14 protein-coding genes and 1 riboswitch are annotated in these 14,245 nt (G+C 75.3%); of the genes, 7 read left to right on the top strand and 7 right to left on the bottom strand.

The features are described 5' to 3' along the window. From LQ51_RS07325 to LQ51_RS07310, 4 genes are all read right to left on the bottom strand, one after another. The coding region (locus LQ51_RS07325; RefSeq protein WP_197087554.1) for a hypothetical protein at nt 1-1,480 on the bottom strand (1,480 nt) is incomplete at its 3' end. Then, complete coding sequence (locus tag LQ51_RS07320) at nt 1,477-2,463, bottom strand: glycosyltransferase family 2 protein (protein WP_255352212.1); 987 nt, start codon at nt 2,461-2,463, stop codon at nt 1,477-1,479. The genes LQ51_RS07320 and LQ51_RS07325, both read right to left, overlap by 4 nt. A gap of 95 nt (nt 2,464-2,558) precedes the next feature. Continuing rightward, complete coding sequence (locus LQ51_RS07315) at nt 2,559-4,283, bottom strand: glycoside hydrolase family 3 protein (RefSeq protein WP_046563920.1); 1,725 nt, start codon at nt 4,281-4,283, stop codon at nt 2,559-2,561. A 33-nt stretch (nt 4,284-4,316) separates the two neighbouring features. Next, nucleotides 4,317-4,808: a DUF3145 domain-containing protein gene (locus LQ51_RS07310; protein ID WP_046563919.1), complete on the bottom strand. Its 492-nt coding sequence runs from the start codon at nt 4,806-4,808 to the stop codon at nt 4,317-4,319. Between the two features lie 326 nt (nt 4,809-5,134). Here LQ51_RS07310 and LQ51_RS07305 point away from each other — a divergent pair, with 326 nt between their 5' ends. Further along, nucleotides 5,135-5,464 (top strand): hypothetical protein, encoded by a 330-nt coding sequence (locus tag LQ51_RS07305; protein WP_046563918.1) that lies wholly within the window; start codon nt 5,135-5,137, stop codon nt 5,462-5,464. Between the two features lie 61 nt (nt 5,465-5,525). On the opposite strand, the gene LQ51_RS07300 is transcribed toward LQ51_RS07305, so the two are convergent. Next, a complete protein-coding gene (locus LQ51_RS07300) occupies nt 5,526-6,143 on the bottom strand; it encodes a carbonic anhydrase (protein WP_046563917.1) in 618 nt (205 codons plus the stop codon). A gap of 152 nt (nt 6,144-6,295) precedes the next feature. Between LQ51_RS07300 and LQ51_RS07295 the strand changes: the two genes are divergently transcribed. The 5 genes from LQ51_RS07295 (at nt 6,296) to LQ51_RS07275 (ending at nt 12,541) form a co-directional block, all read left to right on the top strand. Further along, a complete protein-coding gene (locus tag LQ51_RS07295; protein WP_046563916.1) occupies nt 6,296-7,228 on the top strand; it encodes an alpha/beta fold hydrolase in 933 nt (310 codons plus the stop codon). Between the two features lie 135 nt (nt 7,229-7,363). Continuing rightward, nucleotides 7,364-9,484, top strand: coding sequence for a HelD family protein (locus tag LQ51_RS07290; protein WP_046563915.1), 2,121 nt, complete (start codon nt 7,364-7,366; stop codon nt 9,482-9,484). 106 nt (nt 9,485-9,590) lie between these two features. Beyond that, nucleotides 9,591-10,505 (top strand): cation diffusion facilitator family transporter, encoded by a 915-nt coding sequence (locus LQ51_RS07285; protein WP_046563914.1) that lies wholly within the window; start codon nt 9,591-9,593, stop codon nt 10,503-10,505. Nucleotides 10,506-10,645: 140 nt separating this feature from the next. Next, nucleotides 10,646-10,778: riboswitch (cyclic di-AMP (ydaO/yuaA leader) on the top strand. A gap of 12 nt (nt 10,779-10,790) precedes the next feature. Next, nucleotides 10,791-11,879 carry a coiled-coil domain-containing protein gene (locus LQ51_RS07280; protein ID WP_197087553.1) on the top strand — a complete coding sequence of 363 codons (1,089 nt, stop codon included), beginning with the start codon at nt 10,791-10,793 and terminating at the stop codon, nt 11,877-11,879. A 128-nt stretch (nt 11,880-12,007) separates the two neighbouring features. Further along, nucleotides 12,008-12,541, top strand: a complete 534-nt coding sequence (locus tag LQ51_RS07275) for a hypothetical protein (RefSeq protein ID WP_046563912.1) — start codon at nt 12,008-12,010, stop codon at nt 12,539-12,541. A 22-nt stretch (nt 12,542-12,563) separates the two neighbouring features. Here LQ51_RS07275 and LQ51_RS07270 read toward each other — a convergent pair whose 3' ends face one another. Both LQ51_RS07270 and LQ51_RS07265 read right to left on the bottom strand, forming a co-directional pair. Beyond that, nucleotides 12,564-13,016: an SRPBCC family protein gene (locus LQ51_RS07270; RefSeq protein WP_046563911.1), complete on the bottom strand. Its 453-nt coding sequence runs from the start codon at nt 13,014-13,016 to the stop codon at nt 12,564-12,566. 101 nt (nt 13,017-13,117) lie between these two features. Then, nucleotides 13,118-13,477, bottom strand: coding sequence for an STAS domain-containing protein (locus tag LQ51_RS07265; protein WP_046563910.1), 360 nt, complete (start codon nt 13,475-13,477; stop codon nt 13,118-13,120). A gap of 432 nt (nt 13,478-13,909) precedes the next feature. On the opposite strand from LQ51_RS07265, the gene LQ51_RS07260 reads away from it, so the two are divergent. Further along, a partial coding sequence (locus LQ51_RS07260) for a hypothetical protein (protein WP_046563922.1) occupies nt 13,910-14,245 on the top strand: 336 nt, incomplete at its 3' end.

Below are 14,245 nucleotides of genomic sequence, written 5' to 3'. Positions count from 1 at the left end.
CGAAGGCGAACCCGGTGCGGGTGAAGTACTGGTTGCTGCTGCCCGGATGACCGAGCAGCAGGTAGCCGGCCGGGCCGGCGAGCGCGCCGCCGAGCAGGAACAGCTGCACCGGCGCCAGCCGCCCGCGGCGCACCCGCAGCAGGGCCACCATCCCGGCCAGCCGGAGCTGGAGGCTGAGCAGGAACGCCACGAACACCCCCACCCCGACCAGCGCGGTGAACCCGGCCGAGCGTCCGGCCGGCAGGTACGGGCGCAGCCCGGAGAACGGGTCGACGGTCACCCCGTGGCTGGTGAAGGCGAAGAGCACCGCGGTGGCGAAGAGCTGGGCGGCCAGCGCCAGCCCGGCGGCGACCAGCACGGCCCGGGGCAGCCGGCGGCGCCGCACCAGGGTGACCGCCGCGGTGAACCCCAGCGCGGCCAGCACCACCGGCAGCGAGCTGGCCTTCGCGCCGGTCGACGCGGCCAGGAAGAGCACCACCAGCACCCACGCGCCCCGGCCGAGGGCGGGCACGGCCACCCCGCGGGCCCGGCCGACCAGTTCGCCGAGCGCGGCGACCAGCGGCAACAGCAGCACCCAGCTGTACGTCATCGACGGGCTGCCCCAGACGATGAAGGTGGCCTGGGTGCCGAAGAGCTGCCGCCACCCGTTCTCGAAGCCGAACTCCCCGATCGTGAACAGCAGCGCGGCGGCCACCACCCCGGCGTACGGCCGGCCGCTGATCCGCCAGCCCACCACGGCGACGAGCACGGCGGCCAGGGCGCACAGCGCGGGCACCCCGAGGCGGAAGAAGACCGTGGGCAGGTCGACGCCGCTGATCAGGCTGGTCGCGGCCAGGTGGGCGAAGCCGAACCAGTGGTAGTGCAGCGGCTCCCCGGCGGCCTGCGGCACGTCCGGCGGCACCTGGTGGGTGGCGGCCCCGGCGAGGGAGAGCTGGAAGGCCAGGTCGATGTACTGCGCCTGCCCCTCGTCGGTGGGCAGCACCGGGGTCACCGCGAGGAACGAGGCGTACAGGTAGCCGGTGAACCCGGCGATCACCCCGGCCAGCGACCAGGCCCAGCCGGTGGGCACGGTGGTGGCGTACCGGGCCCGCCAGTGCCGGCGCAGCCGGCGTACGGCCACGAACGGCACCACCACGGCCAGCGGCCACAGCCGCAGCCAGCCCGGCACGCCGAGGCCGGTGCAGACGGCCCACGCGGCCAGCTCCAGCACCAGGCCGACGGCCGCGCCCAGGGCCAGGTCCTCGACCAGGGTGTACGCCCGGCGGCGCAGCGCCCGGAAGACCAGCGTCCCGGGCAGCAGGACGGCCAGCAGCGCGTACGCCGTCCAACGGGCCAGCGCGACGACCGGGGTGCCGGCGGCGAGCAGGACGGCCGCGACGGCGAGGTAACCGGAGGCGGCCGGGGCGTAGCGGCGCAGCCGGTGCCGGTGGCCCGGCGCGACGGCGGCGGGGGCCGGACCGGCGGGCGCGAGCGCGGTCACCGCAGGCTGTCGGCCAGCTCGGCGGCGTCCGGGTGGGCCGGCACGCCGACCGCGCTGTCGCTGGCCACCGCGTACGGCGGGCGGCGCTGCACGGCGGTGTAGATCCGGGCCACGTACTCGCCGAGCAGGCCGAGGCAGAGCAGCTGCACCGCGCCGAGGAAGAGCACCGCGACGTAGAGCGACGGCCAGCCGGTCACCGTGGCGCCGGTGGACCAGGCCAGCAGCGCCACCACCACCAGCACCCCGCAGACCGCGACCCCGAGCAGCCCCAGCCAGGTGGCGAGCCGCAGCGGGGCGGCCGAGAAGCTGGTGACGCTCTCCACGGCCAGCCCGGCCATCCGGGACAGCGGGTACTTGGTGCGGCCGGCGGCCCGCTCCTGCCGCTCGTAGGCGACCTCGCCGCTGGGGAAGCCGAGCCACGGCACCACCAGCCGGAGCACCGGGTTGCGTTCGGGCAGGTCCCGCAGCGCCGCCACGGCCGCCGCGCTGAGCAGCCGGAAGTCACCGGCCTGCGCGGGCACCTGCTCGCCGACCAGCCGGCGGACGGCCCGGTAGTAGCCGGCCGCGGTCCACCGTTTGAACCAGGTGTCCCGGCTGCGGTCGGCCCGGACGCCGTAGACCACGTCGAGCCCGTCGGCGCGGGCCCGGCGGAGCATCTCGACGATCACCTCGGGCGGGTCCTGGAGGTCGGCGTCGATGCTGACCACGTATCCGCCGCGGGCCCGGAGCAGCCCGGCGTGCAGGGCGGCCTGGTGGCCACTGTTGCGGCGCAGCCGCAGCACCCGCAGCTCGGGCCAGCCGGTCCGCAGCGCGGCCAGCCCGGCGGCGGTCCCGTCGGTGCTGCCGTCGTCGACGGCCACCACCTCGTACGCCTCGCCGAGCCCGTCGAGGACGCCCCGCAGGCGCTGGGCGAGCAGCGGTAGGACGGCCGCCTCGTTGAACATCGGCACCACCACGGAGAGTGCCGGCTGCGCTGCGGTCACGGCGCTTCGACCCCCCGGTTCGCTGCGGCGCGGACGGGGCCGACGCTACCAGTCGGGACGGTTGCCGCAGCCCGTCCTCGGGCTCCGTCCCCAGGTCAGGTGCCGCAGACGGTGGCCGGCAGGCCGGTCACCGCGACCGGGGAGCGCCCGGCCGGGCGGGACTTGCCGGCGAGCACCGCGGCCAGCGCGGTCATCGACGCCTGGCCGGACGAGTAGGTCGCCAGCAGCGTCGGCGAGTCCGCGCCGGCCAGCACGTACGGGGTGTCCATGGCGACCGTCACGGCCGCGCCGGCGCGCAGGTCCTTCGCGTTGTCGCCGTACCCGACGAGGTGCACCACCCGCCCGCCGGCGGGCACCACCCGCACCCCGGCGGCGGTGAGCGCCTCGGCCAGCGCGGCTCGGGCGCGGTCCCGGCCGGCGGAGGAGGTGACGGTGACCGGGCCGGCGATCGGGGCGCCGCACCGGCCGCGCAGCTGGGTGACGGCCGCGGCGGCCAGGGCGGCGGCGGCGGTACGGTGTTCGGCGCTGCCCAGCGTGGACAGCGCGGGGGCGGGCCGGTCGGCCAGCTTGAACTTCATCGTCAGCACCCGGGTGGCCGCGTCGACCAGCCGGGTCCGGGGCAGCGACCCGTCCCGCAGCGCGGCCAGCAGCCCGTCGTATGCCTGGCCCACGTTCGGGGTCATCAGGATGAGGTCGTTGCCGGCGTTCAGCGCCCGCACCGCGGCCTCCCCCGGCGACCAGCGCTTGGCCGGGGCCATGTTCATCCCGTCGGTGATGATCACGCCCTGGAAGCCGAGCTGGCCGCGGAGCACGTCGGTGAGCAGCTTGTGGGAGAAGGTGGCGGGGGTGCCCGGGTCGACCGCCCGCACGTCCAGGTGGGCGGACATCACGGCCATGGCGCCGGCGTCGATGCCGGCGCGGAACGGCGGGAACGCGGTGCTGTCCAGCACGGCGCGGGACTGGGCGACGACGGGCAGTTCGGTGTGCGAGTCGGCGGCGGTGAGCCCGTGGCCGGGGAAGTGCTTGACGCTGGCCGCCACCCCGGCCGCCTGCAGGCCACGGACCGCGCCCCCCACCTGCGCGGAGGCGTTGCCGGGGTCGGCGCCGAAGGAGCGGGAGCCGATCACCGTGCTCCGGGTGGCGAGCACGTCGGCGACCGGGGCGAAGTCCAGGTTGATCCCCATGGCGGCCAGTTCCGCGCCGGCCGCCCGCCAGGCGGCCTCGGTCAGCGCCGGTTGCCCGGCGGCGCCGGCCGCGAGCGGGCTCGGCAGCAGGGTCACCCCGTCGCTGATCCGGGTCACCACGCCGTACTCCTGGTCGGTGCCGATCAGGAAGGGCGCCGCGCCGGCGGGCAGCCGGCCGGCGGCCGCGCGCAGCCCGGCGGTCAGCTCGTGGACCTGCTTCGGGTTTTCCACGTTCGTGGTGGCCTGGTTGCCGGAGGTGGGGTCGTCGGCGCTGAAGCCGACCAGGATCAGCCCACCCAGGCGGTATTTCGCCACCATCTCGGCGGGGGTGGCGACGCCGGCCAGGGCCCGGTTGCCGGCCGCCGACCCGGGCGAGACCTTGGTCGCCGAGCTGCCGTAGGCGTAGGGCATCAGCACCTGGCCGACCAGGTCCTCGTCGGCGAGCGTGCCGACCAGGGCGGCCGCGCGGGCGGCCGGATCCGCCGCCGGATCCGCCCCGGTGGGCGTCGGCGCGGCCGAGGAGGGGCCCGACGAGGGCGCCGGGCGCGGCCGGTCCGGCCCGGTGCCGCACCCGGTGACGAGCACGGCGGTCAGGGCGGCGCAGGCGACGGCGGCACGTCGAGGGGAAGTCGACATCACCCCACGGTATCGGCGGAACTGAGTCCCCCGTCAGCCCACCCGGGTGAGCAGGGTCACCGGGGCGCCGTCGCCGGCGTACCGGTAGGGCTCCAACTCGGCGTCCCAGGCGGTGCCGAGCGCCTTGTCCAGGGCGTGCGCGAGGGCCTCGGGGGCACGGGCGGACGTCATGATGGCGCGCAACCGGTCCTCGCCGAGCTGGATGTCGCCGGCCGCGCCGACGGTGGCCCGGAACAGCCCCCGCCCCGGCACGTACATGAACCGCTCGCCGTCGACGCCCGGGCTCGGCTCCTCGGTCACCTCGAAACGGATCATGGGCCACTGCCGGAGGGCAGCAGCCAGCTCGGCGCCCGTCCCCGGGCTGCCGGTCCACCCGCACTCGGCACGCCGGGCACCCGGATCGACCGGCTGGGCCGTCCAGTGCAGGTTGACCGGCGCGGCGAGGACGCGCGCGATCGCCCACTCGACGTGCGAGCACACGGCGAGCGGGGTCGAGTGGACGTATACGACGCCACGCGTTGGCACGGTGACCTCCCGGAGAGCCGAGGTGCGTCTTCCCCTACGACCTCGTCCACCCGAGTGGCCTCTGGTAACACATGATGACGCTGTGACGGGTGGTGCGCCAGCGAATCGGAAAATTCGCCGCCGGCAACGGCGGGAAATAGCCGGGTGGCTGACCTGGTTGTGCTCCCTGACGGCGCGACGACCAGCCAGGCGTCGAGGTCGTGTACAGTTCTCTGGGCGGTTCTGTGCCGCCGTACATCTTCGCGGGTTGACGCTCACCCCGGGCGCCGTCCGCACCAGCCCCCGGACGTTTTCCGTCCTCCCGTACGTCTGCAAGGAGTACCTCCGTGGCGAGCAACACCTCTAAGACCGCGCGCGCGTCAGTCCGGGCCGGCCAGGCTGGCCAGGGTGGGGCCCTCAGCGTGCTGGGCGAGTTCAAGTACCTGATCCCGCTCAACGGCGGCAAGCACGCCTACGTGCGCAACCTGACCAACGGCAAGACCGTGCACCTGCGTACCGACTCCGAGGCCTTCGTCGAGGAGATCCGCACGCTGGCCGCCGCCGGCCACGCCGCCAAGGTCCGCGCCGAGATCAACAGCCTCGCGGCCGTCCACCCCGAGCACGGCTGGGACGCCACCGAGAAGCGCCTCGTCGAGGCCGGCGTCTTCGAGGGCTGAGGCCCCGCACCAGCGACACCCACGAACCGCCCGCCGGGTCATCCGGCGGGCGGTTCGTCGGCTATCCGTCCCCGGTCAGCGGGGTGACCTCGCCGGTGGACAGGTCGTAGAGGGCGCCGACCACGGCCACCGTGTCGGCCGCGAGCGGCCCGGCGAGCCGGTGGTCGGCGCGCAACGCGGCCACCGTCCGGCGGACGTGCCGGCGGATCGCCAGCGACTGCGCCGCCGGGCCGTCGGCGCCGACCTCGACGACGGCCGGGGCGATCCGGTCGACCAGGTACGCCAGCGCGCCGCCCGGACGCCGCCCGGTCCGCAGCGCCTGCACCGCCGAGCCGACCGCCCCGCAGCGCTCGTGCCCGAGCACCATCACCAGCGTCACGCCGAGCTGCTCGACGGCGAACTCCACCGAGCCGCGCACCGCCCGGTCGAGCACGTGCGCGCCGGTGCGGATGACGCAGATCGCGCCGAACGTCTGGTCGAAGATCGCCTCCAACGGCACCCGGGAGTCGATGCAGCCGAGCACCACGGCGTACGGCTGCTGGTCGCCCGAGGCGACGGCGGCCGCCGCGGTGACGTCGTGGCCGTGCACCGGCTGCCCGCTGGCGAAGCGGCGGTTGCCGGCCAGCAGCTCGGCGAGGGCGGCCCGCGGACTCCGGGCGGCCGGGGTGGGGCGCGGCATGCCCTACAGCGTGGTCGCCGATCCGGCCGGACGGGGCCGGGTCGGGAATCTTCTCCATCGCACGGTTGGCGTGTTGTCATGGGGGGTAGCCGGTCGTTACCGCCGGGTCACCCCGGTGCGCAGGACACCGGCCGCCCGGGGGAGGTTCAGCGATGGGGCAGCAACTGGAGGTACCGCTTCCCGACGGCGTACGCCTGCACGTGGCGGCGACCGGGCCGGTCGACGCCGAGGTCACCGCGATCCTGCTGCACGGCTGGACGTTGGACGGGCGCAGCTGGCACCGGCAGCTCGCCGCGCTGCGGGCCCGGTTCGCCGGCCGAGTCCGGGTGGTGACCTACGACGCCCGGGGCCACGGCCGCTCCAGCTGCATGGCGTTGCGGACGGCGACGCTGGCCCAGCTCGGCGACGACCTGGCCGCGCTGGTCGACCAGGTGGCCCCCACCGGGCGGATCGTGCTGGTGGGGCACTCGATGGGTGGGATGACCGTGATGGAGTACGCCCACCGCCACCCGGAGCACTTCGCCGCCCGCACGGCCGGGTTGGTCTTCGTCTCCACCACCGCCGAGGGGCACACCCACACCGCGTACGGGCTCTCCCCGCGCATCGCCCGGCTGATCCGGCTGGCCGAGACCACCGGCGCCGGGGTGCTGGCCCGCTGCGGCGCCTGGCGTCCGCCGCGCGCCCTGCTCCGCGCGCTGCGCCCGAGCATCCGCTGGATGCTCTTCGGGGACCGCTGCGACCCGGCCGACATCCGGCTGGTCACCTCGGCGGTGGCGCATGCCTCGCTCCGCTCGATCGGCGGGTTCCGCGCCTCGATCGGCGCCCAGCACCGGTTGGCGACCCTGGCCGCGCTGGGCCGGCTGCCGGCCGCCGCACTGGTCGGCGACCGGGACCGGCTCACCCCGCCGCCGTGCGCCGAGTCGATCGCCGCGGCGCTGCCCAGCACCGAGCTGACCGTCTGCCCGGGTGCCGGACACATGCTCATGATGGAGCGCCCCGACGCGGTCAACGCCGCGCTCGCCGCCGTCCTCGACCGGGTGCTGGCCGCGGCGCCCGGCCCGGCGCAGCGACCGTTGGCCGCCTGATCCGGCCCGCGACCGTCCGTCGCGCGATGGGTCGAACAGCACCCGACGGCATGGCCCCGGCAGGGCGCCTTACCGCCGCCCCGTACCCTCATTCAGCCCGCCGTGCCCGCCCCGTGACCATCAGGAGCCCCCGCGTTGAGCGACCAGACCACCCTGGAACAGGAGATCGCCGTCGAACAGCGGCATCTCGACCGGGTGTACGCCCGGCTCGCGGAGCTGCGGCGCGCGGCCGCCGAGGCCGAGCGGGAGGGCTACCGGCTGGCCCGGGTCGGCAACTTCGGCGCCCTGGTGGAGCGGGACGCCATGGTCTTCCACGCGGCGCAGCGCCGGTACGTGCTCGACGCCGAGCACGAAGGGCTGGTCTTCGGCCGGCTGGACCTGCGGACCGGGCAGGTGCTGCACGTGGGGCGGCTCGGGGTGCGCGACGAGAACGCCGAGACGCTGGTGGTGGACTGGCGGGCCCCGGCGGCGGCGGCCTTCTACCAGGCCACCCCGGCGGAGCCGATGGGCGTGGTGCGCCGGCGCACCATCCAGTCGTCGGCGGAGAAGGTGACCCGGATCGAGGACGACCTGCTGGACCCGGAGTCGGCGCCGCCGGAGCTGGCGGTGGTGGGCGACGGCGCGCTGCTGGCCACCCTGTCCCGGGCCACCGGCCGGGGCATGCGGGACATCGTGGCGACCATCCAGCGGGAGCAGGACGAGGCGATCCGCTCCCCCGGCAACGGCGTGACGATCGTCTCCGGCGGCCCGGGCACCGGCAAGACGGCGGTAGCCCTGCACCGGGCCGCGTACCTGCTCTACGCCGACCGCTCCCGGTACGCCGGCGGCGGCATCCTGGTGGTCGGCCCGTCCAGCGTGTTCGTCGAGTACATCGCCTCGGTGCTGCCCTCGCTCGGCGAGGAGACCGCCACCCTGCACTCGCTCGGCTCGCTCTTCCCGGGGGTGTCGGCGACCCGTACCGACCCGCCGGAGGTGGCGGCGGTGAAGGGCTCGCTGCGGATGCGCCGGGTATTGGAGCGGGCCGTCCGGGACGCGGCGCCGGGCGCCCCCACCGAGTTGCGCCTGCTCTACCGGGGCGAGCTGCTGCGGCTGGAGCGGGCCGAGCTGGACGGCATCCGGGACCGGGCGCTGCCCCGCGGGGCGCGCCGCAACGAGGTGCGCCGGGCCGGGTTCGACGCCGTGCTGGCCGCCCTCTACGCGCAGGCCCGCACGCTGCGCATCGGCCGGCTGCCGGAGCAGCCCGCGTTCGAGGACGAGATCATCGACCGGCCGGAGTTCCGGGAGTTCCTCAAGGCGTGGTGGCCCCGGCTGCATCCCCGGCACGTGCTCGGCTGGCTGGCCCACCCCGAGCGGCTGCGCCGGTATGCCGGCGGGGTGCTCTCCGGGGCGGAGCTCGGGTTGCTCGCCGAGGCGTACCGGAGCCTGGACGGGGAGGGGCCGACGATCGCCGACGTCGCGCTGCTGGACGAGCTGGACGCGCTGCTCGGCAAGCCGGTGCAGCGGCGGCGGCCCCAGCGCGACCCGTTCCAGCTCGCCGGCGGTGTCCGTGAGCTGAGCACGCACGCCGATCGGCAGCGGGCGGCCCGGGCCGCCGCCCGGGAGCGCCCGGAGGACTACCGCGACTACGCGCACGTGGTGGTCGACGAGTCACAGGACGTCTCGCCGATGCAGTGGCGGATGATCGGCCGGCGCGGCCGGCTGGCCTCCTGGACCGTGGTGGGCGATCCGGCGCAGACCGCCTGGACCGGCGATCCGCAGGAGCTGACCCGCGCCCGCGACCAGGCGCTGGGCCGGCGCCGCCGGTACCGCTACGAGCTGACCACGAACTACCGGAACTCGGCGGAGATCTTCGCGGTGGCGGCGGCGGAGATCCGCCGGCTCTACCCGGACCTGGCCCTGCCCAGCGCGGTGCGCTCCACCGGGGTGGCGCCGGTCGAGCGGGTGGTGCCGGCGGCGGGGCTGCCGGCGGCCACCGTGGCCGCGGCGCGGGAGCTGCTGGCCGAGGTGGAGGGCACCGTCGGGGTGATCACGCCGGTGCCGCGCCGGGACGAGGTGGCCGGCTGGCTGGACGAGCTCGGTGGCGGCGGCCGGTTGCAGGTGGTGACCAGCCTCCAGGCCAAGGGCATGGAGTACGACGGGGTGGTGCTGGTCGCGCCGGGCGAGATCCGCGCCGACCCGGGGTCGGGGGTGCGGACCCTCTACGTGGCGCTCTCCCGGGCCACCCAGCGCCTCACCACGCTGGAGCCGGCTGCCTGACCGCGGCCGGTCCGCCGTCCGGGCCGGGCCCGGGCGTTCACTTGCACATATAGCGATGTGAGCATAGATTGAGTCGGGCCGGGCCGAGGGACGAGAGGGTAAGGGCGTGGGCGCAGGTCATGACCACAGCGGCACGGTGGCCAACGCCGCGCAGCGCCATCGGGGCCGGCTGTGGGCCGCGTTCGGCCTGCTCACCGCCCTGATGCTGGTCGAGGCGGTGGCCGCGTTCGGCACCGGCTCGCTGGCCCTGCTCTCCGACGCCGGGCACATGTTCACCGACGTGCTCGGCATCGGGATGGCGCTGGCCGCGATCACCGCCACCCGCCGGGCCGGGACCGATCCGCAGCGCACCTTCGGGCTCTACCGGCTGGAGGTGCTGGCCGCCCTGGCCAACGCGGTGCTGCTCGGCGCGGTCGCCGTCTACGTGCTGGTCGAGGCGGTACGCCGGTTCGGCGAGCCGCCGGAGGTGCTCGCCGGGCCGATGCTCGCCGTGGCGGTGCTCGGCCTGCTCGCCAACATCGTGGCGTTCGCCCTGCTGCGCGCCGGCGCCCAGGAGAGCATCAACCTGCGCGGGGCCTACCTGGAGGTGCTCGGCGACCTGCTCGGCTCGCTCGGCGTGATCGGCGCCGCGCTGGTCATCGCGATCACCGACTGGTGGTGGGCCGACCCGGTGGTCGCCGTGGCGATCGGCCTGTTCATCCTGCCGCGCACCTGGCGGCTCGGCCGGGCGGCGCTGCGCATCCTGGTGCAGGCCGCCCCGGAGCACCTCCAGGTGACTGCGGTGCACGACCGGCTGGCCGCGGTGCCCGGCGTGGCCGAGGTGCACGACCTGCACGTCTGGACGCTCACCTCCGGGATGGAGGTGGCCTCCGCGCACCTGACCATGACTCCCGGCGCCGAGGTGGGCGAGGTGCTGGCCGCGGCCCGGGCCGCGCTGCACGACGACTTCTCGATCGATCACGCCACGTTGCAGATCGAACCCGGAGCGTCGGCGGGCGCCTGCGGATCGGTCGAGTGGTAATGAGGACAACCTTAAATCCGAGTGGCTATTGTTCGCTTATGCCGGCTTTATGCTTGACTGCTCGGCCCGCCTACCGGGCCAGGACCGGGCACCGCCGGTAGGCTCGGTCCCGGCCGCCGGGCGGCGCCCTCCGGCGCTCGCGGTGGCCGTCGCCTAATCGCCGGAACGCGGCGAGCCGGGGAACCACGCACCTGGGGTGCATCCGCGTCAGCGGTAGGGATCTTCCGTCCCGAACCCGTCAGCTAACCCGGTCGGCGGTTGACGGAAGGAACCTGAATGCCATCCATGGCACCTGTACGACGGACGGCCGCCCGGTTGGCGGCCCTGCTCGTCGCGACGCTCGCCCTCGGCGTCGTGACCGTGCCGGCCTCCCCCGCGTCGGCTACCTCCCCCACCGGCCGGCTCGCCGGCCCTGCCCCGACCGGCCTGCTCGCCGCCGCTCCGGGCGGGGACGACGAGGGCGGCACCCCGGCGCTGCGCGCCCAGCTCGACGCCGCCAGCAAGGGCTGGCTGGACGCGCGGGCCGCGCTGAACCGCTCCACGAGCCGGCAGAAGCAGCTCACCGCCGACCTCGCCGGCATCGGCGCGGAGCTGGACGTGCGGGACGCCAAGGTCGGCGAGATCGCCGGGGTGGCGTACCGGACCGGCCGGCTCGGCACCGCGGCCGCGCTGCTCGGCAGCAGCAGCCCGGAAGGCTTCCTGGACCGGGCCGCCGCGCTCCAGCAGGTCGCCGCGCACGAGGACCGGGCGCTGCGCGACCTGCTCGACGCCCGGGACCGGGCCACCGACACCCAGGCCGCGCTGACCGCCGAGATCCAGGAACAGCGCAAGCAGGTCGCGGTGATGGCCAAGCGCAAGCAGCAGGCCGAGCACGCGCTGGAGGTCGCCAACCGGTCGGCGACCCGGTCCGACGGCGGCAGCGTGCAGGGCACCTCCCGGACCAACGCCAAGCCGGCGCCCCGCAACGCCGACGGCTCCTGGCCGTCCGAGTCGTGCAGCGTGAACGACCCCACGCCGGCCGACGGCTGCATCACCCCGCGCACCCTGCACGCCCTCCAGCAGGCCAAGGCGGCCGGGTTCACCCGCTACGTCTCCTGTCACCGCAGCGGCGGCTCGGGCGAACACCCCAAGGGCCGGGCCTGCGACTTCGCCGCGCAGAAGGACGGCTTCGGCGGGGTGGCCAGCGGCGGCGACAAGACGTACGGCAACAACCTGGCCGCGTACTTCATCCGCAACGCCGACGCCTTGGCCGTGCTCTACGTGATCTGGTTCCGGCAGATCTGGCTGCCCAGCAGCGGGTGGAAGGCGTACAGCGGGGGCAACGGCGACCCGTCCAGCGACCACACCAACCACGTGCACCTGTCGGTCTACTGAGCCGCCGCCGGTGGTCCGCCCCCCCGGCGGGCCACCGGCGGCGCGACCCCCGCTACGCCCCGGGACGTACGCCGGGTGTCGTCCGGCGGACCACGACGACGGGCCGGCCGCGGAGCAGCATCGGCGACATGACCCGACTCTCCCCGACCGGACGCAAGGCCCTGCTCACCCTGCACCTGGTCACCGCGCTGGGCTGGCTCGGCACGGACCTGGTGCTGCTCACCCTGGGCGTGGCCGGGCTGCGCGGGGCCGACCCGGACGTGGTCTACCCGACCGCCGGGCTGCTGGTGACCTACCTGTTCGCCCCGCTGAGCGTGGCGGTCTGGCTGATCGGCGTGGCCAGCGCGCTGCTCACCCCGTGGGGCCTGCTGCGCTGGCGCTGGGTGCTGGTGAAGCTGGTGCTCACCACGGTCATGCTCGGGTTGGTCCTGCTGCTGCTGACGCCGCGGATCCGGCACCTCGGCGCGCTCGGCGGCGCGGCGTCCCCGCACCTGCGGGTGGACCTGGTCGTCCCGCCGGCCGTCTCCAGCACGCTGCTGCTCGTCGCCACCGTGCTCTCCACCTACAAGCCGTGGGGGCGGCTGCGGCCCGCCGCACCCACCAGCCGACGGACGGCGCCGCAGCGCCCGGCGGCCGAGCATATGGCAGACCGGCGGGCCTGAGCCCGAGAGCGGTAGGCCTGGGTCAGCCGGCCCGGCCCTCCAGGGTCGCGCCGAGCCGGCTGGCGAGGCCGAGGTGCGCGGCCCGGGCCTGCCGGAAGGCGTACCCGAAGAGCGGGGCCGGTGCGGAGAGGGTGATCTCCACGTCGATGCGCACCACCCCGTCGGGCTCGTCCCGCAGCCGGGTGTGGTTGCGCACCGTGGTGGCCGGCTGCTGCCGGGCCACCGTCACCACCTCGTCCTCGTTGGCGACCAGCACGTCCGCCTGGTAGGTCACCGGGAAGTGCAGCGGGCCCAGTTCCAGCCGGTCGGTGATCGCGTAGCTGGCCAGGGCGCCCGGGCGGGGCGGCAGCTCCCGGACCCGGATGATCAGCGGATGCAGCTCGCCCTGCCGGCTCAGGTCACCGAGCAGGGCGACGGCCTCCGCGCGGGTGCAGCGGGCCTGCACGGTGTAGCTGAAGCTGTCGCTGCTGAGCAAGCCGGACCCCCTCGCCGTCGACGGTCGGCACGATCGTGCCGTACCCGGGCCGGGCTGGCAACGGTGGGGCGGCCCCGGCGGTCGGCGCGGGACGCGACGGGTCAGGCGCCGGGGAGCACCTCGGAGCCGCTGTCGGCGAAGTAGGGCTCCGGAGCGCCGAAGAGACCGAGCAGACCGGTCACCCAGAGCTGCCGGTGCACGAAGCGGCTCGGCTCGGTGACCACCAGCTTGACGCCGCTGACCTCGGCGGTCTGGAAGCCGGCCACCATCGCGCTGATGCCGACCGAGTCGATGAAGGTGACCAGCCGCATGTTCAGCTCGATCCGGCTGGGACGGCCCTTCGCGAGCACCTCGGCGATCGCTTCCCGAACCTCGTACGCGGTGTCGACGTCGATCTCGCCCCGCGGGGCGATCTGGATGACACCACCCGACAGAACCGACTTCACGATCGACAGGCTCACGCGAGCACCTCCACTCGCCCGTACGGGCGCCTCATCAGTACGCGGGCCGCGACCGAGAGTATTCCTCCGATGGCCTCGGTCGCCACCCCTCGGGATGAGCAATTCGCGGACTGGGCACACCTGGGCATCCCAATCCGGACTCTACGGCTCTTCATTTCCCTGCGACAACTTTTCTGAATTCTCAACGACCGACCGGGCCGGCCGATCCGCCGACCCAGGGTAGCGGGCGCCCGCCCGTGGGGCCCGTACGTTTTCCCGGCGCGTTTCGGGTGGTTCCTCCCGCCCCGTACCCAGGCGGGGCCGCCGGCCCGGCACGGATGGTTTGCCGCGGCTGCCGCGTGGGCACAGCCCGGAAGGAGCGAATCGTCACCCGCCCGATGCCCGCCGGCGTCCCGCCGACCCCCGGGACTTCGGCAGCCGAGGAGGTACACCATGTTCGGAAGCAGTCTGCTGGACCGCCGGAGCAAGCCCGAGCGGATCGCGGACCAGGCGTGGGAGCAGTTGGTCTCCGCCGTCGGGTCCGCCGGTGACAGCGTCCGGGACGCCGCGCGCGCCGCCCGCCGCAACGGCACGGGCCTGGCCGACGACGCCAGCGACCTGGTCGGGTCCGCCGCCGAGGAGGCCCGCCGCCGGGCCACGCTCGCCTTCGACGCGCTCGCCGGCCGGCGGCCGGCGCTGCCGTGGACGCTGCTGATCGCCGCCGCCCTGGCCGGCGCGGCCATCGGCTGGGCGGCCGGCACCGCGGCCCGGGCCGCCGGCGGCCGGTCC

This window comes from Micromonospora sp. HK10, from assembly GCF_000982955.1.
GTDB lineage: Bacteria > Actinomycetota > Actinomycetes > Mycobacteriales > Micromonosporaceae > Micromonospora.
The sequence above is the reverse complement of the archived record's forward strand: the minus strand, read 5'-3'. Positions and strand labels throughout refer to the sequence as shown.

Excerpts from the sequence above, each read along its gene's own strand:
- LQ51_RS07315 (WP_046563920.1), bottom strand. The coding sequence starts at position 4,283 with ATGTCGACTTCCCCTCGACGTGCCGCCGTCGCCTGCGCCGCCCTGACC.
- LQ51_RS07300 (WP_046563917.1), bottom strand. The coding sequence starts at position 6,143 with ATGCCGCGCCCCACCCCGGCCGCCCGGAGTCCGCGGGCCGCCCTCGCC.
- LQ51_RS07295 (WP_046563916.1), top strand. The coding sequence starts at position 6,296 with ATGGGGCAGCAACTGGAGGTACCGCTTCCCGACGGCGTACGCCTGCAC.
- LQ51_RS07280 (WP_197087553.1), top strand. The coding sequence starts at position 10,791 with ATGGCACCTGTACGACGGACGGCCGCCCGGTTGGCGGCCCTGCTCGTC.
- LQ51_RS07275 (WP_046563912.1), top strand. The coding sequence starts at position 12,008 with ATGACCCGACTCTCCCCGACCGGACGCAAGGCCCTGCTCACCCTGCAC.